This is a genomic window from Shewanella sp. SM32 (assembly GCF_025654235.1).
In the GTDB taxonomy this organism is placed as follows: Bacteria; Pseudomonadota; Gammaproteobacteria; order Enterobacterales; family Shewanellaceae; genus Shewanella; species Shewanella oncorhynchi.
This window is the reverse complement of the sequence record NZ_JAKKRO010000018.1, coordinates 59,024-83,891: the sequence shown is the minus strand read 5'-3', so window position 1 is coordinate 83,891 and position 24,868 is coordinate 59,024. Positions and strand designations below refer to the sequence as shown.

At 45.9% G+C, this 24,868-nt stretch carries 22 protein-coding genes, 1 pseudogene and 1 riboswitch; of the genes and pseudogenes, 14 read left to right on the top strand and 9 right to left on the bottom strand.

Going from position 1 to position 24,868, the window contains the following annotated elements:
* Positions 1–179: transposase (locus tag L5M10_RS09865; RefSeq protein ID WP_263175631.1), on the bottom strand; the 179-nt coding region annotated here is incomplete at its 3' end.
* 70 nt (positions 180–249) lie between these two features.
* Here L5M10_RS09865 and L5M10_RS09860 point away from each other — a divergent pair.
* The 3 genes and pseudogenes from L5M10_RS09860 to L5M10_RS09850 form a co-directional block, all read left to right on the top strand.
* A pseudogene (locus L5M10_RS09860) lies at positions 250–411 on the top strand (porin); the annotation flags it as partial.
* Between the two features lie 9 nt (positions 412–420).
* Entirely contained in the window at positions 421–831 is a 411-nt protein-coding gene (locus L5M10_RS09855; protein ID WP_105251847.1) for a phosphate ABC transporter substrate-binding protein, read from the top strand.
* Between the two features lie 44 nt (positions 832–875).
* Positions 876–2,495 carry a methyl-accepting chemotaxis protein gene (locus L5M10_RS09850; RefSeq protein WP_198573746.1) on the top strand — a complete coding sequence of 540 codons (1,620 nt, stop codon included), beginning with the start codon at positions 876–878 and terminating at the stop codon, positions 2,493–2,495.
* 113 nt (positions 2,496–2,608) lie between these two features.
* Here L5M10_RS09850 and L5M10_RS09845 read toward each other — a convergent pair whose 3' ends face one another.
* The gene (locus L5M10_RS09845; protein WP_028761316.1) at positions 2,609–3,880 is read right to left on the bottom strand and encodes an amino acid permease; all 1,272 of its coding nucleotides are present in this window, start codon (positions 3,878–3,880) and stop codon (positions 2,609–2,611) included.
* Positions 3,881–4,136: 256 nt separating this feature from the next.
* On the opposite strand from L5M10_RS09845, the gene L5M10_RS09840 reads away from it, so the two are divergent.
* Genes L5M10_RS09840 through L5M10_RS09830 form a run of 3 tightly spaced genes read left to right on the top strand, consistent with a single transcriptional unit; the run spans position 4,137 to position 6,529 of the window.
* Positions 4,137–4,520, top strand: coding sequence for a RidA family protein (locus tag L5M10_RS09840; RefSeq protein WP_131523623.1), 384 nt, complete (start codon positions 4,137–4,139; stop codon positions 4,518–4,520).
* 24 nt (positions 4,521–4,544) lie between these two features.
* A complete protein-coding gene (locus L5M10_RS09835) occupies positions 4,545–5,819 on the top strand; it encodes a serine dehydratase subunit alpha family protein (protein ID WP_105251844.1) in 1,275 nt (424 codons plus the stop codon).
* A 50-nt stretch (positions 5,820–5,869) separates the two neighbouring features.
* Complete coding sequence (locus L5M10_RS09830; RefSeq protein WP_113939392.1) at positions 5,870–6,529, top strand: transcriptional regulator; 660 nt, start codon at positions 5,870–5,872, stop codon at positions 6,527–6,529.
* Positions 6,530–6,621: 92 nt separating this feature from the next.
* On the opposite strand, the gene L5M10_RS09825 is transcribed toward L5M10_RS09830, so the two are convergent.
* Together L5M10_RS09825 and L5M10_RS09820 are read right to left on the bottom strand one after the other, a co-directional pair.
* The gene (locus L5M10_RS09825; protein ID WP_263142416.1) at positions 6,622–8,196 is read right to left on the bottom strand and encodes a hypothetical protein; all 1,575 of its coding nucleotides are present in this window, start codon (positions 8,194–8,196) and stop codon (positions 6,622–6,624) included.
* Positions 8,197–8,423: 227 nt separating this feature from the next.
* Positions 8,424–9,338, bottom strand: a complete 915-nt coding sequence (locus tag L5M10_RS09820; protein ID WP_028761321.1) for a DUF368 domain-containing protein — start codon at positions 9,336–9,338, stop codon at positions 8,424–8,426.
* Between the two features lie 224 nt (positions 9,339–9,562).
* Between L5M10_RS09820 and L5M10_RS09815 the strand changes: the two genes are divergently transcribed.
* On the top strand, positions 9,563–10,063 hold the full coding sequence (locus L5M10_RS09815) for a hotdog fold domain-containing protein (protein WP_198573750.1): 501 nt from the start codon (positions 9,563–9,565) through the stop codon (positions 10,061–10,063).
* A 211-nt stretch (positions 10,064–10,274) separates the two neighbouring features.
* Here the strand turns inward: L5M10_RS09815 and xapA are convergent, their stop codons facing one another.
* On the bottom strand, positions 10,275–11,102 hold the full coding sequence (gene xapA, locus L5M10_RS09810; protein WP_263162087.1) for a xanthosine phosphorylase: 828 nt from the start codon (positions 11,100–11,102) through the stop codon (positions 10,275–10,277).
* A gap of 135 nt (positions 11,103–11,237) precedes the next feature.
* On the opposite strand from xapA, the gene L5M10_RS09805 reads away from it, so the two are divergent.
* The 4 genes from L5M10_RS09805 (at position 11,238) to L5M10_RS09790 (ending at position 14,599) form a co-directional block, all read left to right on the top strand.
* Positions 11,238–12,155 (top strand): LysR family transcriptional regulator, encoded by a 918-nt coding sequence (locus tag L5M10_RS09805; RefSeq protein ID WP_263162083.1) that lies wholly within the window; start codon positions 11,238–11,240, stop codon positions 12,153–12,155.
* A gap of 65 nt (positions 12,156–12,220) precedes the next feature.
* Entirely contained in the window at positions 12,221–12,658 is a 438-nt protein-coding gene (locus L5M10_RS09800) for a nucleoside deaminase (protein WP_028761325.1), read from the top strand.
* Between the two features lie 199 nt (positions 12,659–12,857).
* On the top strand, positions 12,858–14,063 hold the full coding sequence (locus L5M10_RS09795; RefSeq protein WP_263142419.1) for a DUF418 domain-containing protein: 1,206 nt from the start codon (positions 12,858–12,860) through the stop codon (positions 14,061–14,063).
* A 29-nt stretch (positions 14,064–14,092) separates the two neighbouring features.
* On the top strand, positions 14,093–14,599 hold the full coding sequence (locus L5M10_RS09790) for a DUF1294 domain-containing protein (RefSeq protein ID WP_263142421.1): 507 nt from the start codon (positions 14,093–14,095) through the stop codon (positions 14,597–14,599).
* Positions 14,600–14,692: 93 nt separating this feature from the next.
* Here L5M10_RS09790 and L5M10_RS09785 read toward each other — a convergent pair whose 3' ends face one another.
* Positions 14,693–15,307: a TetR/AcrR family transcriptional regulator gene (locus tag L5M10_RS09785; RefSeq protein WP_263142422.1), complete on the bottom strand. Its 615-nt coding sequence runs from the start codon at positions 15,305–15,307 to the stop codon at positions 14,693–14,695.
* Positions 15,308–15,583: 276 nt separating this feature from the next.
* On the opposite strand from L5M10_RS09785, the gene L5M10_RS09780 reads away from it, so the two are divergent.
* Positions 15,584–16,063: an HPP family protein gene (locus tag L5M10_RS09780; protein ID WP_263142423.1), complete on the top strand. Its 480-nt coding sequence runs from the start codon at positions 15,584–15,586 to the stop codon at positions 16,061–16,063.
* An 80-nt stretch (positions 16,064–16,143) separates the two neighbouring features.
* Here L5M10_RS09780 and L5M10_RS09775 read toward each other — a convergent pair whose 3' ends face one another.
* Entirely contained in the window at positions 16,144–17,499 is a 1,356-nt protein-coding gene (locus L5M10_RS09775) for a short-chain fatty acid transporter (protein ID WP_263255215.1), read from the bottom strand.
* A 234-nt stretch (positions 17,500–17,733) separates the two neighbouring features.
* Here L5M10_RS09775 and L5M10_RS09770 point away from each other — a divergent pair, with 234 nt between their 5' ends.
* The gene (locus tag L5M10_RS09770; RefSeq protein ID WP_219254064.1) at positions 17,734–18,204 is read left to right on the top strand and encodes an FKBP-type peptidyl-prolyl cis-trans isomerase; all 471 of its coding nucleotides are present in this window, start codon (positions 17,734–17,736) and stop codon (positions 18,202–18,204) included.
* Positions 18,205–18,336: 132 nt separating this feature from the next.
* Here the strand turns inward: L5M10_RS09770 and L5M10_RS09765 are convergent, their stop codons facing one another.
* The gene (locus L5M10_RS09765) at positions 18,337–20,943 is read right to left on the bottom strand and encodes a glycosyl hydrolase family 18 protein (protein WP_263255214.1); all 2,607 of its coding nucleotides are present in this window, start codon (positions 20,941–20,943) and stop codon (positions 18,337–18,339) included.
* Between the two features lie 113 nt (positions 20,944–21,056).
* A riboswitch (cyclic di-GMP riboswitch) is annotated at positions 21,057–21,145 on the bottom strand.
* 351 nt (positions 21,146–21,496) lie between these two features.
* The gene (locus L5M10_RS09760; RefSeq protein ID WP_028761333.1) at positions 21,497–22,282 is read right to left on the bottom strand and encodes an ROK family protein; all 786 of its coding nucleotides are present in this window, start codon (positions 22,280–22,282) and stop codon (positions 21,497–21,499) included.
* Positions 22,283–22,937: 655 nt separating this feature from the next.
* Between L5M10_RS09760 and L5M10_RS09755 the strand changes: the two genes are divergently transcribed.
* Positions 22,938–24,725, top strand: a complete 1,788-nt coding sequence (locus L5M10_RS09755; protein ID WP_263255213.1) for an aminopeptidase P family protein — start codon at positions 22,938–22,940, stop codon at positions 24,723–24,725.
* The last annotated feature ends 143 nt before the right edge of the window (positions 24,726–24,868 follow it).

Below are 24,868 nucleotides of genomic sequence, written 5' to 3'. Positions count from 1 at the left end.
TCTAAGGTGATACCTTGTTTCAGGGCTTCGTGTTTTTCCTTCCAGTTGTAAAGCAGGCTCGTGCTAACTCCAAGAGACTTTGCCGCATCGGCAACGCTATAACCTTGTTCTAGCACCATCAAGACGGCTTCATCTTTAAATGCCTGCGGATAACTCTTATGTGATTTCTTCAGACTCATATAGACCTCTTAATTTATTGACCATACTGTCTCAAAATTAAGTGTCCGATGGGATTAGACCAGAACATGCGGTGAAGTTCACCATACAAGTTCTGCAGGTATACGTTGGGATTTCCATCCTTCGGCGGCCTTAAAAATTCAGTATGATGACGTTAAAGATGACGGTGGCCCAGGCATGAAAGTCGCAGGGGATTCGAAATCAATCAGTCTTGGCATTGACTTAGTATTTTAGGAGAGAGAAATGAATAAGTTACTTTGCTTAATCCTACTCAGCTTAGTCTCAATGCCACTATTTGCTGGTGTGGTTGTCATCGTTCATCCCAGTAATGCAGACACTGTCGACCAAAAGGTTATTGAAAATATTTTTCTAGGGAAAACAAAGACCTTTCCTGGTGGAGCGCAGGCCGTGCCGGTCAATCTTGACAGTGCTATGCCCTTAAGGGAAACCTTTGATACTAAAGTGCTGGGCAAGTCATCCAGCCAACTTAAGTCATATTGGTCACAAAAAGTATTTACAGGCAAAGGAACGCCACCCAAGGAAGTCACTAGTGGGGCGGAGATGATAAAATTAGTTGCATCGAACCCCAATATTATTGGCTATATTGATAGTAGTGAGGCCAATGATTCGGTAAAAGTTATTGCCGAGTTTTAGATTGGAGTGCCGAGCTCAAGCTCGGCACAACTTGGGGGCAAGGGATGAATTTCTTTAATGATATTTCTATTTTTAAAAAAGTTATCGCGATATTTATTTTAGCTGTCATCATTTTCGCTTTAAACTTAAGCATTAGTGTCATCTCCATAAATAAAAATCGCACCACACTTAATTATATGGAGCAGCAAGTTTACCAAAGAGTTGAACTCGCCAATCAAAACGTATTTTTTATCCAACGACTCGATGAACTTTACACTCAATCAGTTTCTTTTGCCGACGAAGACCTGTTAACAAATGCAGGTACTATGTATGAATCTTTACGTAAAAACCTACAACAATTAGATAGTGTCGATCCCTCACAAGCCAATAAACTCAGTAATCTATCCGCTAAATTAACCCGCTATAACGACATGACGATTAAGCTGGCTAAAGGCATGTTGGCGGGTACGATTGATATGGCAAACATTGGCCAGATCAGCCAAGAAAAATCCCAAGCCTACGAAGCTGTACTTAATGAAATACAAGATTACAAACAAAGCAAAGTACTCGAATTTAAACAATCGATAAAAGAAGCTAGCGACAGATCTGCGCAAAGTTTGTGGCTCACCCTCTCCATCGGCATCGCTTTGCTGATCGTGATGTTGATTGTCACTATTGCCATAGCACGCGCTATCAGCTCATCTGCGCGTAATGTCGCCCAGTCACTGAGTGAGCTGGCCGATGGAAAAGGCGATCTTAGTCATCAGCTCAAAGTATCTGGTAGTGATGAACTCGGCCAAGTATCAAGTAACTTCAATCGATTTCTTCGCTTACTCGGAGATTCTATTCGAAGGGTGGTGAATGTTACCGATCCCTTACTTGATAGCTCGCGCTCACTGAAACAGCGCATGGAAGATGCGACGCATGCCACTCAGCGGCAAAGCCATGATGCCAGCGCAGTACAAGTCTCAATGGAAGACATGCGTCACTCTGTCATCGAAATTTCGCAAAATGCCCGCCAAGCCGCCAGTGCAGCACAGGTCGCGGAGAAAGAAGCGATGCAAGGTATGACAGTCGTTCAGCGCACAATCGATATTTCACAGCAATTAAATACAGGAATTCAGGCGGCTTCTAACTCGATCAACGAGCTCGCCAGAGATACTGAAAATGTCACTTCTATCTTAAATGTGATTACCTCTATTGCCGAGCAAACCAACCTGTTGGCACTTAATGCCGCCATCGAAGCCGCCCGCGCGGGTGAGCAAGGACGAGGCTTTGCCGTAGTCGCTGATGAGGTCCGCGCCCTTGCCTCTAAAACAGCCGATGCAACCACTGAAATTCGCCATGTGTTACAAAACCTTAAAACGGCGGCCATTTCCTCGGTCAATACCATGAATGTGGCGATGTCGAAGTCATCGGAAAATGAAACCAATGCTCAAAATACAGGGAGTGCACTGAAATCAATTCAACAGCAGATTGTCAGTATCAATAGTATGAATACTCACATTGCCTCGGCAACGGAGGAGCAAGCCTCGGTTGCTTCTCAAGTAGTCGATAACGTCGTCAATATGAATGCTTCATTTGAACAGACATTGCAAATTCTGTCGCAGGTTCGCAATGTTTCTGAGGGATTAGTCGATTTTGCCGATGAACTGAAAAACGCCACATCTCAATTCAAACTTTGACCATAGAGCATTATCGAAATGATTGCTCAACACAGAAAACCGGTATTAAGTTTACACTTAACACCGGTTTTTTAATTCCTTAAAGCTTATCTTTTTGTACCACTTTATCCCTGTTAACTAAACGCTAAGAAGGGGGATACGCACAGCAATAAGCCTGTGATAATAATGATATACAGCGACACACCCTTGTACTTATGTAATGCAGGTACTTGGTACACTAAATAAGCGGGTATCAAACAACCGACTAAACCAAAAATTGGACTACAAATCGACGTAAAGCTCAGCACTGGCGCATTCAACACAATCGCGCCCCAAGATAATAGAATGGTAAAAATCATGATGCCGTAACCAACAAGCTTTTTGTTGATACGATCTTCAGGCATATAACGGCGCAGCATGTTCATGGTCAATCCTTGGCAAGCTTCCCTAAAACCGAGATATACGCCAAAGTAAGCCGTCATCACCGCAAAAATATTCAAGGTTAAACTCAGCAATTTCAGTGTTTGTCCCTGCATACCTTGGGCAACCATAGCAAGAGCCGAGATATTTTCTTCCGATGCACGCACGGCTTGATCATGACCCATTGCCAGCGTGAATGACACTGCATAGAAAAACACCACGACAAACAAGACGCCAAAGGCAATATTCATTGCGCGCATCGCTTTAAAGCGCGCTACCGCAAGGGATTTTTCCCGCGAACGGTATGAAATCACCATAGGGCTTAAACTTTGAATAAACAGAATCGATGTTAGCGTAAAGGGCAGCATAACGACCGCATCTTTTAACCAATCTCCCGTGGCTGGGATAGCGCCGATATTATTGATATCCCATTTATCCACCATCAATAGCCCTAGCACGGCGACAACGCCCAACTTAGTCAGTACCATAAAAGTAGAGATCTTAAACAAAAGATTCTCACCGCGGGAGGCTAAAGCAACAAGACCGCAGATCAAGGCTAAACCATAGAAAGGATTTTCTGACAATAACGCTTTAGTGACCCCAAAACTTTGCAAAAATGAAGCACTGTCGTTTGTAATGGCCGTTGAATAAACGAACACCCAAATGACCAGCATGATGAAATACAAACCACCCAACAACATACCCCAGTTTTTACCTAAGTAACCCGAAATCACACTCGGGTAATCCTTACATTCTGGAGATTCTGCTAAGGTATTGATAAACAACCGTTGGAACATATACATGGCAGGATAGCCAATAATGCCAGACAGTAAGAAAACCCATAACCCCATCAAACCGACCTGCACAGGCAAGAATACGATCCCCGCGCCAATCGCCATTCCTATACTCATGATAATCCAGCCCCAATCCGTACTATCGAAGCGGGTATCTGCTTTCCACTGTGCAGCAGTAATTGTTGCATCCATCATTTCACCTTTACCTAGTTGGCATTATTTTGTGCAAATATATTTGAACAAAACAAACTCAGCAATCAAAATACTCAACTTTTGTTGAACAAAGAGTTAAAGCTCACAACTTGACTGAAAACGAGATAAATAGCGCACAAACCGCAGTAACAAATGAAATTCATTAAAAAATAATTGCAATAAAACATAAAAATACAAATAATGTTGCACATACGCCGACCTAGGCATTCAATTTTATTTGCAAGTTGGAGAGACAATGAAAACCATTATTCACGCAGAACGTGCTCCCGCGGCCATTGGCCCTTATTCCCATGGCACAGCCTATGGCAACCTCATTTTTACCTCTGGCCAACTCCCTGTTTGTAAAAAGAAAGGCAGCGTAGTTGACGGTGGGATTACTGAGCAATCGATTCAATCATTAGAGAATCTCAAATACGTGCTCGAAGCGGGTGGTGGCAGCTTAGAAACGGTTCTTAAAACCACTTGTTATCTTGCAGAGATCAGTGACTTTGCCGCCTTTAACGAAGTGTATAAAACCTATTTTAAAACCGACTGCCCAGCTCGTAGCTGTTTTGCAGTGAAGGACCTTCCGCTGGGCGTTAAAGTAGAAGTTGAAGCGATAGCACACGTTAAAATCTAAGTATTAACATAAGGTTGTAAGCTCATGAAACCCCAATGGCAGCAGTATATTCAAATCATTAAACAAGTGGTTAAGCCCGCATTAGGCTGCACAGAGCCCATCGCCGCCGCTTACGCCGCCGCCGTCGCCCGCGCCTTGCTGGGTGTTGAACCCGATTCAATAGCAGTACAAGTGTCTGACAATCTTTATAAAAACTCTATGGGCGTGTTTGTGCCTGGCACAGGCAAAATCGGTCTGGCAATTGCCGCTGCAGCAGGCGCCATTGCGGGTAATCCTGATGCGGGCTTAGAAGTATTGGCCGTGATCACGCCAGAACAAGTCGCCAGAGCACAGGCCCTTATTGATGCGGGCAAAGTGACGGTCGAGCGCACCGAAACAGCAGAATTTATCTATTGTTGTGTCATCGCGAAAAAAGGCGACCGCGAAGCCCTAGTGAAAATCTGCGGCGGCCATACACTGATCGCCGAGAAGCGCCTCAACGGCGAATCCGTCTTCAGTGTCGATAGCACGCAAGCTAAAGCCACTGGTTCCATCTGTGAAGGCGTGGATATCACTATCGAGTCCATTTATCGCTTCGCCCAAGAAGTCCCCTTCGAAGAGATCAAATTCATTCTCGAAGCCTCTGAGCTAAACGGCAAATTATCCGATGAAGGCATGGCGAATCCCTATGGGCTGGAAGTCGGCCGCACCATGAAAAGCGGCATAGCCGCGGGCATTATCGGTGAAGACTTACTGAATAAAATTGTCATGTTAACTGCTGCAGCATCCGATGCTCGCATGGGCGGGGCAAACTTGCCCGCCATGAGTAATCTTGGCAGTGGTAATCAAGGCATAGCGGCAACTATTCCTGTGGTATTGACGGCACAATGTTATAAGGTTTCGGAAGAAAAACTCGCCCGCGCCTTGATTATGAGCCATCTAGGGGCGATTTATATCAAGTCCCATTATCCACCACTGTCGGCATTTTGTGGCAATACAGTCACCAGCGCAGCCGCTTCTATGGCCATGGTGTATTTAGCCGGTGGCTCGTTCGAACAATCCTGTTTCGCGATTCAAAACGTGATCAGCGACAGCTCTGGCATGGTATGTGACGGCGCTAAAGCGTCCTGCGCCATGAAGGTTAGCACTTCATCCAGTGCGGCCGTGCGCTCATTTTTGATGGCGCTCAGTAGTCACAATGTCTCAGGCCAAGGTATTATTGCTACCGATGTAGAGAAAACCATTAAAAACATTGGCAAAATGATCCTCAATGGCATGTCATCCACAGATGTCACTATTATCGATATTATGTCGGCATGATGATTTTAACCCGCTGAATATTTGCGGGTTAATAACTAAAGGTTGAAATTGTGAAACTGCAAGATTTAACGCAAAGTGATCTGGATATTCTGAAATCCATCGAAAATATCGTCGATGGCATCGCTGCCATGTATGGCCAACACACAGAAGTGGTATTGCACAGCCTAGATGCGAAACATCCGTCTGTGGTCAAAATTGCCAATGGCCATGTCACAGGCCGTGAAGTGGGTGCTCCAATAACCAACCTTGCCTTGCTCAAGCTCAAAACCGGTCAGGATATTTCCAACTCTTACCTGACTAAATGTGCCAATGGTAAGACGCTAAGATCAATTACGACGGTGATCCGTAACAGTAAAAATCAACCCATAGGGTTACTGTGTATTAACAGCGACATGGATGCACCACTGCAATCAGTTCTGCGCACTATGATGCCAGAGCAACTCCTTGGCAGCGAACTGACCAGCTCGCCCGAGGTGTTTGCCCGCAATATCGATGAAGCGCTCCATAGCACTATCGACAGTGTGAACCATGAGGTTCGCGCGAATCCCGCGATTTCACCTTCACAAAAGAGTCGCGAAATCGTCAATCAACTCCACGAGTTAGGGATTTTCGAACTCAAGGACAGTGCCCAAGTCGCGGCCACTCGATTGGGGATTTCAGTGCATTCGATTTATCGCTATCTGCGGGAAATCAAAGCCAATCAAGCTTAAAGCGAGAAAAAACTCGCCTAAATAGAAAGGGCTAAGGTGTAAATAACCTTAGCCCTTTCGTTTTATTATTTTTGCACTTGTGATTGCGCTTGTTATTGCGCAGCTTGTCCGCTAAAGCCCATCATATTCCATGCCTGCACTGTGCCATCGGCCATTAAGGCAATGGCATCGAGCAAATTGCTGCGAATGTCGCGCATTTGGCTCAAATCAACGGCTTGTTTATCTAATGTTAACGCAGCCTCACCTCCCATCCACACCGCAATCGAACCATCTTGGCGTTTAACCGTAAACCCTAAGCCTGTCGGGAAAATATCCGTTGCTTGGGTAATTTCAGTTTTGGGTCCAGAGTGGCCATCAACCACAGTGCCATCCTGTTTTAAAAAGGCAAACTCCCGCTCATAGGTCACCACTTTACTCACCTGAGTGACTTCTTGATAACGTGGTTGCTTGTCTACCAAGTCCCAACCTTCCCAAGCAATGGCCGTATTATCCCTGCGTAACGCGACAAAACCCTCCTCAAAGGGATAAACCTTGTGCACTTTTTGCAACTTATCCTGTAGGACTGATGTATCGGCACCATTGAATTTACTGCCCCATACGTGCAGTTGACGACTGATGGTTAGGGCGGCAAATGCGCCACGATTTGCATAAATATCAATCACTTTATTGGCGCGTTTTGTAGTAGATAAACGCGCTGGAAACGCGACGTGATACTCAGTCAATTCGCCCTCACCCCAGGTATATACGCTGCCATCCGCCAGCAGCGCCGCAAACCCATGATCCGTGTTGACAACTTTCACGGCAGGCGCTAATTGGCTGAGTTTTGCCAGTTGTTCGCGGCCTTTTTGATCATCGTTGACCCCGCCCCAAGACACTAATTTCCCTGTCGCAGTCCTCGCGGTAAAAGCATTATTGTTGGCATAGAGCAGATCGACATGGTTAAGCTCAGAGGCCACGTGGCGACTATCGCCACCATAAGCGGCATCGCCCCAAGTCACTACTGCTCCCCCCAGCTTTAAGGCAGCAAAGGCACCTTTATTAATCAACACAAAATCAATATTGGTCATCGCAGGCGCAGCATATTGACCCGAGAGCAGTTCGGCTGGTGTTGAATCCAGATTAGACCAACTGACTACACTACCATCTTGTTTGATGGCCGCATAAAGCCCTTCTGCCAACACAAAAGAACGAACGCCTGTCAGCACTTGCTTCATCCCCATCCCCCAAGGAATAAGTTTGTCATCACGGGTTAAGGCCGCAAAACCACAGGTATTCTCCGCCGCGTATAACTCTTTTACATTGACCAGAGGCTCTGCGGCATTATTGATATCGCCACCACATTCAGCATCGCCCCATGCCACCACAGTACCGTCTTGCTTGAGTGCCGCAAATGCACTGAGATTACTGTAGATTTGACTCACTTGGGCTAACTGGGCAGGCATAGGGATTTTGGTAGAATCGTCGGCCACCTCAAGATTGCTCGGGATGGACGTTAATGAATTATTCGTGGTGGATGGTGATCTGTGAGCCAATATCGTGTCAGAAATTTGCTGTTTTAATTCGGGCGATATATCAGAATCCTGTTTATCTATGAGTAAGTTAACCACATGACCCAAAGCAAAAATCGCCAGCGCTACACCGCCCCACGAGACCTGTTTTTTATCCACAAGTATATCCTTATCGTAACTGCAAACTCTCACTGAGTTTAAACTGGAACATAACGTCGACTGAGTACGCTAAATGTGAACTGTGATTGTAACCAAAACAGGGCTAAAATGACATTGCCCTAAAGTCGAAAGCTGACCTGATTCAAGTAAGATGAGCATATGAGCAAAAAAATAAAAGCAGCGTATCTCGCTGCTTTTATTGAATATGATGTTGAGGTAACAAAGGGCTAATCTCTTTTGCCCACTTTCTCTAACCCCCAAACCAGTGCAATCGCCGCTAACATACACACAATGGCTAACATCAGTTGTGAAGGCTGACCCGTTACTTGCTCAAAATTAAGCGGGGAAATATTTTGCTCCAGCAAAGGTACTTGTTCGCCGTGGGAGTTGGTCCGCCAAGTTAAGATTTCTTTCCATGGCCAAATTTTACCTAAGGTACCTAACATTAATCCGGTTAGAAACACGATAGTGGCATCATGGTATTTACGCAGCAGCGCCGACAATAAATGGCTGAACGTCAGTAATCCCATCACGGCACCAGCAGCAAAACAGGCCAAAATATCCAGCTGAATATTTTTAGCGGCAGCGAGGACCACAGGATATAACCCTAACAATAATAAGATGAAACTGCCTGAAATTCCCGGCAATACCATAGCGCAAATCGCAATCGCGCCGCCGAAAAAGATATTCATGTAACTGGCTTCTACCGCGACCGGATTCAGTACAGTAATCGCCCATGCAGCCAGCACACCAAGCGCAAATAAACCTAAACGTGCCACAGTGAAACCACTCACTTGCTTAAGCATATGCACGACAGAGATAAGAATAAGCCCAAAAAAGAACGACCAGATCGGGATGGGATGTACCGCCAACAACCAAGAAATCAGCTTCGCAAAGGTAAAAATACTGGTCAGGATCCCCGCCAGCAGACTCACTAAAAAGCCACCATTAATATGGGCAAATGCCCCTTTTATGCCCTGCGACTTGATTACACCCCAAAGGGAAGGATTAATGCGTTTTACACTATCGAGCAAAGTATCGAGAATACCGGTAATAAACGCTATGGTGCCGCCCGAAACGCCAGGCACAACATCAGCAGCGCCCATGGCCATTCCCTTAAAATACGTCAGCAAATATTTCACTGTGAGTCCTTGTAGTTAAATCAACATGCCATTGCCGCTACACGACAAATTGGCCGCAATTATACGGTGTTACACTTAAAACCGCGAAATGAAGTTTACTTAATTAAGCCGACTGGTATTTGTTGTTATCCTAATGTTACACTCATCCGACCAGAGCAACCCAAGCTCAACTTGGAACAGGCTCAAGATAACAACACCCCTTTGCACCATTATTAAGGATGACCATGAGCCAGACAGACTCTTCTAGCACTGCAGAACAAAAACCTAATAAAGTGCTCGCGCTCTACCACAAAACTCGCCGTTATCCCTTCGGCCAAAAACTATTTTCAATCATGGTTTCACGCATGGCGCCCTATTTCGGCACCATCAAACCACTGATCACTGAATTACGCCTTAATCACTGCGCCTGTTTAATTAAAAAACGCCATGCCGTTCATAATCATATAAAAACTGTGCATGTGATTGCGATTTGTAATGGTCTAGAAATGGCCATGGGCGTGATGGCCGAAGCCTCTATTCCAAAACATTTACGTTGGATCCCTAAGGGCATGAGTTTGGATTATACAGCTAAAGCAGGCAGCGATATTTTATGTGTCGCCGAAGTGACACCAGAGCAATGGACGCCCGGCGATATGCTGGTCCCCGTTACCGCCTACGACACCCAAGGAGTGGTTGTGGTGAAAGGACATATCAAATTGTGGATTTCAGAAAAACCGCAAAAATAAACGATTTGAATCAAGACTTACACTTAATGTCAGCATTTAAAAAGGGAGCTTTGCTCCCTTTACTTTTTAACCTTCAGCCGTATTTCGCAAAAACATTCGGAGAACTGAATTGTGCGGCGCCTTGCTCGCTCACGTTTAAGTACGAACTGTTAGATACGAGCTTTTAAAATCCCAGCCCTATCGCAATATAGCAGCACAGTTATGCAAAATATTAAGCAAAATGGCTTGCAGTAAAACGCTCAATTAAACGGATAAAGTCGGCTTCAGCAAGCTTGGCACATTTTAAGGTTTGTTCATGGGATAACTGCACGTCCCCCAACCCTTCTGCCATATTGGTAATGGCGCACACAGCCAACACGGGCAAACCACAATGCGCCGCCGAAATCACCTCTGGCACCACGGACATTCCCACTACATCGCCACCGATGATTTGCATCATGCGGATTTCAGCCGCGGTTTCAAAACACGGGCCAGAGTAAGACACAAAGACCCCTTGATTCACTTCAATGCCGGCGGCTTTTGCGACACTTAAGGCTTCTGATCTCAGGTCTTTATCATAAGCATTGGCTAGGCTAAAAAAGCGTGGGCCGTAGCTATCATCATTCGCGCCCGTCATGGGCGTACCCGGCATAGTGTTGATGTGATCGCTGAAAATAACTAATGATCCCACGCCGATCCGCTCTGGCCGTAATGACCCCGCAGCGTTAGTCACGAGTAACAATTCACACCCTAAACGTTTGAAAGTACGCACAGGCGTCGTCATCACCTTCATACTTTGGTGCTCGTAAAAATGCCCGCGGCCTTTCATGCACACTATATCGATGCCATGTAAGCTGCCGAGCACAAGCTCTCCAGAGTGGCCGACGACGGTACTCACAGGAAAACCGTCTAACTCTTCATAGGGGATCACTACTTTGTTATCTAAATTATCGGCAAACGCGCCAAGCCCTGAGCCCAAAATCATAGCAGCACGGGGAGAGAAATTCGGTTTACAGGCTCGAATCGTCGCAAGGGCATTAATAACAGGATCATGGCTCATACAAGGTACCTCATAGCAAAAGAATGAAAGAGTAAGCGACCCTCAGTATAAGCGGGCTTAGGATTGCAAATAATCGCGATTAACCGCACTATTGTGCTGATAAAAAGGACAATAGCTGAAAATAGTGAGCCTAAAATGAGCACGATAAACGCATCAGAACTCGTCACCTTGAAGATGCTGCGGTATTTTCATCGAGTGGCTGAAGTGAAAAACTTTACCGCTGCCGCCGAACAACTGCATCTATCGAAATCTCCGCTGAGCGCACAAATCAAAGAGTTAGAATCGCTCCTTGGCGTTGAGCTGTTCACCCGCAGCACTCGTCAGGTCGAGCTCACGCCCTATGGCCAATTGTTAAGAGAGAAGTGCGAACAAATATTCGAGCTGGTGAATACCTCATTGGAACAAGTGGCTCAGCTTGGGCGACTCGATAGAAACCATATTCGGATTGGCATCATGAGCTCGCTGTTTTGGATGGGATTTGGTGACATACTGAAAAGCTTTCGCAAGCAACGCCCTGATAATGAGCTGATATTTCAAGAGTTATCACCTGAAACTCAAAAAGTCGCCTTAGCACATCAAGAAATCGATTTTGGCCTAGTGCGCTACGCCGACACCTTAAATTTGCCGCACCTTCTCGCCGAAACCATCACCAGCGAACCTATGGTGTTAGCACTGGCAAGTAAGCATCCCTTAGCCAGACGTAAAAGCATCGACTTGAGTGAACTCAAAGATGAGCCTTTTACCTTACTCAGCCGTGCCAATTCCGCCTCTAGCGATTTGATTATCGCCAGCTGTCAGGCCGCAGGATTTATGCCGCAATTAGTACAGGAAATGGTCGAGCCCAATAGCTTGATGGCTATCATCGCTGGCGATAACAGGGTATCCATAGTGCCGCAAAGTTATGCTTCACAACCTTGGCCTAGGGTAAAGTTTATTAAGTTAAAACAAACCATCTCCGCCGATATCTGCCTGATTTATCGGCCAGAAATGGCTTCGCTGCCAATTCTCGATAGCCTGAGGGACTTATTGAAGCAACAAATCAAAACCATTTAGATTGTCTCCCAAACGAGTGCTATGCTGAGTTCAATACTCAGGGTTCATATTTTAAGGATATCAAGATGGATGAATTTTTAGCGGCAGCCATTGAAGAAGCTAAGCAAGGACTCGCCGAGGGCGGCATCCCCATTGGTTCGGTATTAGTGATCGATGGCAAAATCGTCGGGCGCGGCCACAATAAACGGGTACAAAAAGGCAGTTCAGTACTGCATGCCGAAATGGATTGTCTCGAAAATGCCGGCCGATTTAGCGCCGCCGAGTACCAAAGGGCGACCTTGTATTCCACCCTATCGCCCTGCGATATGTGCAGCGGCGCAGTATTACTTTATGGCATACCAAAAGTCATCGTCGGTGAAAACGCTACCTTCCAAGGGCCAGAAGCCTATGTAAAATCCCGCGGCGTGGATGTCACTGTGGTCGATAATGCCGAGTGCAAACAATTGATGCAGGACTTTATCGCCAGTAATCCCACACTCTGGAACGAAGATATCGGCGAGTAATGGTTCGACAGTCTTCTCAATCCGTTTCTGCATTTTTGTATTTCACTTTTTACATTGGCGCTAATTCACTTTCTACCTTTCCTGTATTTTACTTTTTGTGTTGGCTGTATTTCATTGGAGGCTAGCGCCTGCTAGGCTAGCCCTCCCAAATTCCAGTGAAAAGTGGAACATGTCTACTAGCGAAAGGAACTCAGCTAACGTGTCAGCAAACTTACCTAAAGACCCTTGGTCAAGATCAGACTCCACGCAGCCTGTTGTAATGACGATACCCGCACAGCGTAATGCCAACCTCGATGCTATTCGCGGCTTAGCCGTGTTGGGGATATTTTTTATGAATATCTATTTTATGGGCATTACTTTTTTTGGCTATGCGCCCCATGAAACACAGCCGCTGTCGGATCACATTATCAAAGTGTTCAGTAACTTTTTCATCGAGGCACGCTTTATCAGTCTGTTTTCCATCTTGTTTGGTGTCGGGCTTTTTATTCAATATCAGCGATTTAGCGCCAAAGGCCTAGAAGCTTATTCCCTACTGCGATCACGTTTAAAATGGTTAATTGTATTTGGCCTACTCCACGGCATTTTTATTTGGTCAGGTGATATTTTATTCACCTATGGCATCAGCGGATTTTTAGCTTTGTGTTACAAAGATTTAAGTGTTGAAGCCCTTAAGCGCAAAGCGAATATTTTTATTTTAAGCGCCTTAGTTATCATTACGCTGGTTAGCCTTACGGGCAGCGATGAACCTTTCACTCGAGAATCGAGTCTATTTGCAGAGCAATACAGTGCATGGACCTCTGGCTATGCCGACCAACTATTACTGCAATTGATGCAAGTTGGCTATATGGCACTGGTGATCCCTTTTACCATAATGTGGTTTACGGCTGGCTTGATGTTGCTCGGAATGGCTTTGTATCAACAAGGGACTTTTGAGCAAGGTTTTAGTAAATCGGTACTGGTAAAGTTACTGCTAGCAAGCGTAACGCTATCACTGCTTGATACCATCTTAGGTTTAACGAAAAATACTATTCTCGTTGCGTTTTCAGATGTGTTAATCATGCTAAGTGCTATTCCTATGGCGCTGATTTACATCCACATTATAGTTAAGGTTTGCCAGAATAATCCTAATATACTGACTCCGCTGCAAAATATTGGCAAACTCGCGTTTAGTCTCTATATTCTGCAATCCATCGTTGGCGTGTTAGTGTTTAGACACTTAGCTCCCGAATTGCTATTGAGCTTAGATAGATGGGGATACATGGCCATGGCGCTCGTTTATTCAGTAGTGCAATTATTGTTAGCCAGCCTGTACTTACGCTATTTCAAGCAAGGGCCGCTAGAGAAACTTTGGCGCCACCTCGCGTTTAAAAAATACACGGCATCACAAGAACACAAGCAAGCTTAAAAACACTGACACGAGATTGATACCAGATAATGACAAACAAAAAAACTACCAAAACGGGCAACAGCGCTTCACCTCAAACCAATCGTTCTCAAAAGAGTCGAGCACAAAGCGGTCGCGCTCAGAACAGTCGCGCCCAAAGTGGTCGCACTCAAAAGTCCAATGCAGCCACTTCAGGCTCAAGCCTTATGCCGCTGTTATTAGTGCTGATTTTTCTTGCTGGCTTAATCGGCGCAGCGCAGCAACATATGCTGCCAGTCGGGATTGCGGGCATGTACCTCACACTAAGCCTGCTCACCTTTATCGCCTATGCCATCGATAAATCCGCCGCTAAACGTAACAAATGGCGCACTAAAGAAAGCACATTACATCTGCTCGCCCTCATGGGCGGTTGGCCCGGCGCTCTATTTGCCCAAAACCTGTTAAGACACAAGTCCGTTAAAGCCTCATTTAGAAACGTCTTTTGGCTCACCGTTGTCGCCAACTTAGCCGTGCTGGGTTATGGCGTAAAAACCGGCGCCGTAGATATGTTTATCTAATGCTCTTATGTAAGAGCTTTTATGTAAGGGCTTTTATACAAAAGCTTTTATATAAGGTGCCTTATCTAAGAATCGCCATCTGAGGGTGGCACTCTAAGCAGCATGAGTCGCGGCATCGATCAACTGCTCAACCACAGACAACGCCAACAGTGCTGACTGAGTGTCACCTTTTAGTTGCGCCGACACTATCGCCCCCTCTTTGAGTAAACCTATTGCCGCAACAAGAAATTGGGTCTTGGCTTCTGGCAACCCCAATGCCAATACTTGCTGTTTAATTAAACTCGCCACTCGCAGTTTATGCAGAGCGCAGAGTTGGCGCACTGGATGGCTCGGCTCAGTAAATTCGGCGCTGACATTGATAAAAAAACAGCCGCGAAACTCACACAGTTGCGGCACTCTTTGATTAAACCAATCATCGAGCGCGATAAATAACCCACCAATGCCCTCCCGTCCCGCTGGCAATGCGTTCACTCGCTCGCTAAGCCATTGATAAAATACCTCATCACGATAGCGAACCACGGCTTCAACTAACTCATCTTTACTGGCAAAGTGGTGGTACAGGGTTTTTTTGGCGATCGCCGATTCCTGCAAAATCTGATTAATCCCCACCCCATGCACACTTTGAAAATAAAACAGTTTAAATGCGGTAGTGACCAATTGCTGCCGTTTATCCGATGGCGTACCTGTCTGAATCTCAGTGCCCTGCATCAACTCATTCCTCTTCTTTGGTAAACATTCGTTAGCAAATTTTAGCTAACAAATATGAGTCCTATCTTCTCACGAGTAGACAAGTCAGTCTACCCGTGAGAACATTCGCACAGGTAGACAAATTTGTCTACTTCGGTAACTAAATTAAGTTAATAGTGAAATCAAGAGTGAACACGGAACACCACAGCATGTTAGCAGCGATGGTTTGCTGAACATTCACGTCCACAATTCATTATCAAAATAAGGGCTTAACACAAGCCATCAATGGGAGAAAAGATGCAAAGAATCAATCCACAGAATCTAAAGATGGCCTTGCTCGCAGGGTGTGGAGCCACGTTGTGTATCAGTAGTTTAGCGACGCTTGAACAGCTAATACCGCAAACCATTTGGTTGATGGCCCCCTTTGGTGCCACTATGGTGTTGTTGTTTGCCTTGCCAGAAAGTCCACTCGCTCAACCGAGAAACATTTTCTGCGGCCACTTACTCACAAGTTTGGTTGGACTGATAATTCTAAATACTTTAGGAGTATCCCCGCTAGCCTTAGGGCTTGCGGTCGGATTAGGCATAGCGGTGATGATGCTAACCCATACTGTGCATCCACCCGCGGGAGCGAATCCTCTGGTCGTTATGCTCACGGCGCAGCACTGGGATTTTCTGTATATGCCCGTCGCCAGTGGTGTTGCGCTCATTCTGGCTTTTGGTTGGCTGTATCACAACTTACTTTGCCGCCGGCAATACCCACAAAAGTGGTTTTAATCATTCATCGCCAATAAAAAAGGGCAATTTTAAATTGCCCTACACTTTCTCTAAAATGCAAAATTGGCTGTACTTTACCTTTAGAACCAACTCAACGCGATACTGATAATCACGCCAGTGATCATCAATTGCATTAAACAAAAGCCCATAATATCCCGCGCTTTTAAGCCTGCAATCGCCAGCACGGGCAGTGCCCAGAAAGGTTGAATCAAGTTAGTCCACGCATCTCCCCAAGCAACGGCCATTGCGACCCGAGCGACATCTGCACCTAAAGCCTGTGCGGCGGGTAGCATAATCGGTGCCTGCACCGCCCATTGGCCACCTCCCGATGGCACAAAAATATTCACAATTCCTGCACTGATAAAGCTCCAAAATGGCAGGCTCTCGGCGCTAGCGATGGCCACAAAACCTTCCGAAATACTTTGAGCTAAACCCGATTGCACCATCACAGCCATAATGCCCGCATAAAAGGGAAATTGGATAACAATACCTGCGCCGCCCTTAATGGCCTCATTCAAACTGGTTAATAAACTGCGTGGTGTTTGATGTAACAGTATGGCGAGGAATAAAAATAAGAAGTTCACTAAATTGAGGTTTAAGCTGCCGCCCTGCACCCAAAAGTAATAACCTAAGTATACAAGCCCAGCGCCACCGACGCTCCAGCCGAGTAAACGACTATTTTCTAACTTATCCGCAGGACGGCTTTCAGGCTGACGCTCGCTCACATTTGCAGAGTTAAGCTCTAACGCCGAAGCATCAAGTTCAGCGTCTTTGTCATCAAGGGCGCTTGGGTCGACATAAACACTGTCTTTTTCTTCTGGCAACATAAAGCGATTTACTAAGGGCATGACCACAAACAGAATTGCCACTAACAATAAATTATAACTCGCGAAAATGGTGTCACTGGTGGGGATGATACCGATTTGCGATTCAGAGAAATGCCCCACCGTCGCTATGGTTAATGGGATCGAACCCGCAAGCCCACCATGCCAAACCACAAAGCCGGAATAGGCGCTGGCGACCAGCAGCCGATAATCCACTTTTACTTTGCGAGCTAAGGCTTTGGCAAATAACGCGCCCACCACTAGCCCAAAACCCCAGTTAATCCAACTGGCGACCAGTGACACCAAAGTCACTAAAATAATGGCTTGTGGTGCCGACTTAGCCAATCCAGCAATGGCATCGAGCAGCTTTTTAATCGGCGGCGAGCTTGCCAACATAAATCCTGCCACCAGCACTAACAGCATCTGCATCGAAAAACTTAACAGCGTCCAAAAGCCATCACCCCAATAATTGATGACTTCCAGCGGGGTTTTATGTTCGGCAACCACAGCAGCAATTAATACGACTAAGGTAAGTAAAAGCACGAAAATATAAGGATCGGGTAGATATCGGTCGACGAGTTTGACCAGAGGTTTTGCCGCTTTGTTTAACATAGACTTTCCTTGTTTATTATCTGAATTTTAGTTCTTATTTGTTTTTATTGAATTTTTATTGAGTCTTAAGCCCACAGATTAAGCGATCTCTAAAGCAGGATAAAGTCTTGAGGGAGTTTTTAACGGTTTGAACTGGTAGCACCAGATATCCAGCTCAACGCACACGCGAGTGCCGATAGCATCTGATACTAAAAAACTGATAATATGGCAAAAATTAACTAAGGTGCTCTTTATATGAAAATGTTACTTGCCGTTGTGGTGATTGCTGGGGTGATTTTTTACTTCTTTACCTCGATGAACGGCCAAAAAGCCACCCAAGAAAATATCCGTTTAGGCAATGAGTTTTTAACACAAAACAAAACCAAAGAAGGTGTGATCACCACAGCTTCAGGTTTGCAATATCAAGTATTAACTCAGGGCGATGGCACCGTTCATCCTAAAGCCAGCGATACAGTGACAGTGCATTACCATGGCACTTTGATTGACGGTACTGTGTTTGACAGTTCGGTTGATCGCGGCGAACCCATCGCATTTCCGCTTAATCGGGTGATTAAAGGTTGGACCGAGGGCGTACAGCTTATGGTTGTTGGCGATAAAATGCGGTTTTTTATTCCCAGTGAACTCGCCTACGGTAACCGTAGCACGGGCAAGATTGGTGGTGGTTCTGTGTTAATATTTGATGTGGAACTGCTTAAGATTGATTAAATCAGTCTTCAATGAGTCTGTCTTAACGCATTCGGCTGTATTCATAAAAAAACCTAACGCTTAATAAAGAAAAAAGCCCTGAAACTTCGCAGGGCTTTATTTTTTAACCAATAACATCAAAATTTGGGATAATTACTGGCAGGTTGCCGCGCCAATATCAACCCATACTGCTGCAACACCCGGTACATCACCTTTAGTCCAGTAACTCGCCTTCCAAACACGACCGTTATAGCGAGTAGTTTGACCGCCGTTATACACCACACCCGCATCCCAACCGAGATCAACTTGGCTGAGTAGCTGCCATTGGTCTGCGGTGCGAGATGGCGTATTACCCTGCGTCCAATACTTTGCTTTCCATACCAACTGACTATGACTCACAGTATCGCCAGTGTTATACACCACACTGGTTTGCCAAGCAGGATAGTTACCGGCATTGGGATCGGTTGCATCGCACCCACCACCGACCACTTTTGGCGTCACGGTCAGATTCGTCGATGCACTTGCATCTAAGGCACCATCGGAAACCAGCACGCTCAAACCATAGCGAGTCGCTTCGGTAACATTGGGGCCAGTAACGACTAACGTGGCACTATTTTGCCCGGTTGCCGACACGCCTGCGGGCACAGTCCAAGCGTAGGTTAAGGCATCACCATCTGCATCGGAGGCATTCGCCACTATACTGACGGTTTTACCCGCTTCAACTGTCGCAGTCGGAGCCAGAGTCACTACAGGTGCTTGATTAGGCGTATCAGCCTTGTTCGTCACCAGCACAGTATCGCTGGCAAATAGCCCTTCAGGATCGGTGACTTTAAGGCTAAAACCATAGGCGACATCGGTTTGGGTTGCTCCCAGTTGAATAGTCGCATTCGCCATATCTGCATTCGCGATGGCAACACTTGGCCCAGAGACTTGAGTCCAGAGATAGCTTAAAGCAGCGTTTTCAGGATCGCGCGAACCGCTACCATTGAGCGTCACATCGGCGGGACCTGTGACATTCACATCCACGCCAGCATTGGCAATGGGCGCTTTATTCACTGGCGGAGTGGTGCCTTCACCATGGCCTAAACCTTCGTGCATGGCATTCAGAATGTCACCATTATCGGCATCAAGTTCCCACGCAAAAAGCCCACCAAGTTGATTAGAAAGCACATATTGCCCCTTGGCTTTAACTGAACGAGCATCATCGAAAGTGATTAAATCGCCAGTAGATGCCTTGAACAAAGATGGCGCCTCGGCCGTTTCGTCATAGCTGTAAGTCCAACCACTTCCCATGTAATCGTTCGCTATCTGACGATAATCCACCACACCAGCTTCCCAAGTACCTTTTACTTTGCCCGTTGCCGTCCCCGTGAAAGGATTATTACCACTGTAGCCATTCACACCTGTCCAGCCGCGGCCATACATAGCGGCACCGACCACAATTTTCCCTGGGGTCACACCTTGGCCTAACAGCGCATTAACGCCATTAGCTGTGGTGTAACGAGTATTAGGATCCCAACTCGCTTCATACAGATTGGTTTGATGGCCGAGTTCAGTATTAGTCCAACCACCATTAAAGTCGTAACTCATCAAGAAGATGTAATCCATGTACTGCTGAGCAGCCTGATAATCGACTTTTTGAATTTTATCGTCACCTGCGCTAATAGCAGAGGTCAGCTCATAGGTACGACCCGTTTCGGCGCTTAGTTCATCAAGCATCGTCCGCAGTTCACGCATCAGAGTCACATAGGTTTCACCGTCATTGGCATTACCTAAATTTGGGTTAGCGCCATTCCCCCCTGGAAATTCCCAGTCGATATCCACGCCATCGAAGAATTTCCATGTCTGTAGAAACTCTTTCACCGAAGCGACAAAGATATCGCGCTTGGTTTTATCACCGAAGAAAAAGAAGGGATCCGAGAGGGTCCAACCACCGACCGAAGGTAAAATCTTCAAATCTGGATGTGCTTGCTTAAGTGCCATCAATTGACCAAAGTTACCTTTGTAAGGATCTGAATGCTCACTCACTCCCGCCTGCGGTATTTGAATCGCCGCCCAAGGATCGTGAATCGCAACTTTAAAATCACCACGACCACTACAGGCACGTTGCAACGCTTCGAAACTGCCTTCGATTTCTTTCAAGCTATCATTGATTCCATCACCACCACAAATTGGGGTAAAGCCATATAAAATATGGGTTAAGTTTTGCGCAGGTATCTTATCGACCGGGAATTTACGACCGTATACGCCCCATTCGACAAAGTAACCTCCCACCACTTTGCCTGATTTATTCGCATAGGGACGGTTGTTTTCTTTTAGGGGAGCATTGAGTGGCACTAAATGGCTGCCGTCGGTATCAGCCACGAGGATTTGTTTAGCATCGCTCGCCGTACAGCCATCACTGTTACACAGTTGTACTTGCATCTGATAACGGCCACCCTTGTTCACCTTAAAGTTAGCGGTTCCCGACGCGCCAGATGGGCCTTCCCAAACTACATTGCCGTTGAGTAACACTTGGGCTCTATTGCCCACATCGCCACTCCAAAGGTTCCAACTAACGGAGACATCGGCGGCATCTTTCACCGTAACTAATTGATTGTAAGCGGTAGCCGCTTGATTCACTTCAATAATAGCGAACTTAGTTTCGCCCCAACCTAAAGTCGGTTTACCGGGCGCCGCTGCAAAAACGCTGGCACTGATGGTAGATGCCAGCGCTGATGCCACTAGCAAGGCTGATGTTGAAATTTGAGTCTTGAACATGAGATATCCCTATTGAATTTTTATATGAATCAATAAGGCAAACAAAGCGTAGACAGGAAACAGCACTCTCTTAAAACCATGCAAAACGACTGACAACTGCATGAAGAAAAACCTGTGGTATCCCCGCTATCATAGGTACAGACGAACCCTTAGACCGGAGGCTTTGCGTCCCAGTTTTTCAACTGGTTTGCCTTTTACACACAATGACAACGTTGTCATTGCAAATATCAGCATAAGCGTAAGCGCAATAAAATTGCAACAAAATATTATCAACTGTGTTATTGGCTAAAATCGTAAATAGAACTAGTCATCTGATAAGAAAGGAATTATGCAAATTAAACTATCGCTAATATTTACTTTGGGTAATGAGGATCATCTGAATACTTTAAGAATAAAAAAACAGGACTCGATATGCCAAAGGCATCATAAGTCCTGCTTTATATTTCACAATTTACGTCGCTTATGCAGCTAAAACTCAATCACTAAACATTCATAGCGCAAACCATAGTCGAGCAATATTTATTATCCTTAATGCGCGGGGTATTTATGATCCTTATGCGCGGGGATAGTCCCTTGCGAGCATCACTGATAAACCGCGGCAAACCAAGGTTTCCATATCATCGACACGATTGATTTTCATCTCAGCTAAGGGCGCGCTCAATGCCATTTGCTTTAAGCTTTCGAGGCAGCCTTTGTAGTAAGGAGCGCTATTCATCATACCGCCGGCAAGCCAAATTCGATTAGGATTAAATAAATTAACCGCCCACGCTAATCCCATGCCGAGATAACTGCCCGCGCGATATAAATCATCCTGAGTGGAGATTTTGCGGCTGCGCACTGAATCGCCACTGGCCAGTTGCTCTAAACTAAACTCACCAGATTCTGTCATCACGCGACAAGGCCCCAACTCCCCCGCCACGCCCGTCGCTCCCGTAAAGACTTGTCCATTAAAGGCAATAGACATACCGATCCCAGTGCCGCACATGACCAATAACTCACAGGCATATTTAGCATCACAAGTCGCTTGCATACCCGCATCGATATCGTTGCAGATAAACTTAAGCTCACCCTGGGTTTTGACTGTATCGAAGCTCAATCCATTGAGTCCAGGTAAAGATTTACAAGAAACCAAACGATTATTTTGTACCAGTCCAGGTACGGCAATCGCTAGTTGGTAATGCTGTAAATCATAATCACGTTCAAACGCCGCAATTTGATTATTTAACTCTTCAATTTTAAAACCTTCACCTGTGGGGATTTTATATTGTTCTGTATGTCCCGCGAGCTGAAGTTCGAACAGGGCTTTGGTACCGCCCACATCTATTGTTAGTATTTGCATCGCTTACTCCACTGATACATGTGCTCCACTCTGACCCCGAGTGGAGATGGCAAATGTTAGCATAGGGTCCAAATGTTAGCGATTGAATAAAACTTAAGTTGCTAATTTGTAAGGAACAAGTCCTAATTAAAACATGACCAACCTTTTATTTAATTCACTTTTCATGCTCAAAATCACATAAATAAATTAACAACAAACCCCATAACCTCAAGCGTCTTACCTGCACAAATTCACGATTGTATACAAAATCCTTTATTCGCTACCCTTGCATCTAGCGCGCTAGACTTGCGATAATCCGAGCCGGTTAAAACTCAAATCAACATATACCCAAGCTACCTGAAGATACGAGTTTCAGAGCGCCTAGGGTGCTTCAATTCAAGGCGTATCAATGACAGAATGTCGGCTACCTTTTGAATTGATGCAACACGGAAGTGAAGTGCCCTAGACGCTCCGTCCCGGCGGTTTTTAACGCACTTTATACTGCGTTGGTTATTTTTAACTTAGCCCACTAGGTCTGCAAATAACCGCCTTGCCTAAAGTGCGTTAAATTACCGCTGAATCCTGCATCTTCAGGTTGTTTGGGTATAAACCATTCATCCTTAGGTGATCTTCGCCTACCGACTCGCATAGCATGCCAGTCTTAATTGGAGCCCTTATGTCACAATCAATCGCTAACCGTCTCGGTGCTATTCGTAACGAATTAACATCTGCTAATCTCGATGCTTTTATTATTCCCCGTGCCGACGAATATCTGGGCGAATATGTGCCGGCACATAACGAACGTTTGTACTGGGCAACCAACTTTACCGGTTCGGCGGGTATGGCTATCGTATTGAAAGATAAAGCCGCAATATTTACCGATGGCCGCTATACGGTTCAAGTTCGTTTGCAAGTCGATGCCACACTTTTCAGTTATGAAAGCCTAACCGATACACCACAAATTGAGTGGTTATGTGACACGCTACCAGCAGGGTCTCGCGTTGGTTTCGATGCGCGCTTACACACCTTAGCTTGGTATGACAATGCCAAAGCAACCTTAAATAAATCCCAAATCGAATTAGTTGCAGTTGAACAAAACCCCATCGATTTGCATTGGCAGAATCGGCCAGCACAGTCGAACGCGCCTATCACTTTGTTTAGCAACGAGAGTGCAGGTAAAACCAGCCTGCAAAAACGCATTGAAATTGGTGCATTAGTAAAAAAAGCCGGTGGTGATGTCGCCTTAATCGCCGCCTTAGATTCTTTCTGCTGGCTACTCAATATTCGCGGCAATGATGTACCACGCCTGCCCGTTGTACTCGGCAGTGCCCTGCTCCACGCCAATGGCGATATGCAGCTCTTCACCGATTTAAGCAAACTCCCAGAGGGCATTGAGGAGCATGTTGGTGCTGGCGTCAGCTTTAAAAGCGAGGCATCTCTTGCCGATACACTCGCCAGCATGCAGGACGTAAAACTACTTGTCGATCCGAATTCTGCAAACGCTTGGGCACAAAACATTGCCCGTGAGGCAGGAGCAAAATTGATAGCTGGAATCGATCCTGTCGCTTTACCTAAAGCGCAGAAAAACGCCGCAGAACTGGCCGGCATGCGTGCCTGCCATATCCGCGATGGCGTCGCCGTGAGTCGATTCCTTGCATGGCTCGATGCCGAAGTGGCAGCCAATCGTATGCACGATGAAGGCACCCTTGCGGATAAATTGGAAAGCTTTCGCCTAGAAGATGAGCGTTACCGCGAGCCAAGTTTCGACACGATTTCAGCTGCCGGTCCTAATGCCGCTATGTGCCATTACAATCACAACAATGGCACACCAGCCATGATGACAATGGACAGCATCTACTTAGTGGATTCTGGCGCTCAGTATATTGATGGCACTACAGATGTGACCCGTACCATTGCGATAGGTGAAGTGACCGATGAGCATAAAAAAATGGTTACGCTGGTGCTAAAAGGTCATATTGCCCTCGACCAAGCTCGCTTCCCGAAAGGCACCTCAGGCCAGCAGCTCGACGCCTTCGCCCGCCAATATCTATGGCAACATGGTTTTGATTACGATCACGGCACAGGCCATGGCGTGGGTCACTTTTTAAGTGTGCACGAAGGTCCGCAGCGCATAGGTAAAAATGTCAACGGTATCGCATTGATGCCCGGCATGGTGCTTTCCAACGAGCCGGGTTACTACCGCACCGACGATTTCGGTATTCGCCTAGAAAACCTCGTCGTAGTGCAACACTGTGAAGCACTTAAAGGGGCTGAGCGTGAAATGTATGAATTCGATGCGTTGACTATGATCCCTATGGATGCGCGCCTTATTGATAAGAGCCTGTTAACACAAGGGGAAATAGACTGGTTTAATGCTTATCATCAGCAAGTATTCAATACACTTTCTCCGTTGATGTCAGGTGATGAATTGGCTTGGTTAACTCAAGTGACTAAAGCAATTTAGCACTTCACTGATAAATAACGATTTAAGTCGTTATTTTAGTCCCTTACGCGCTATAAAATAGAACGCCCAAGGCAATTAGCATTGGGCGTTTTTTTAGCGCTATCAGTGTGTTTTAAAACCCACGCCTTATTTCAAAACCATGA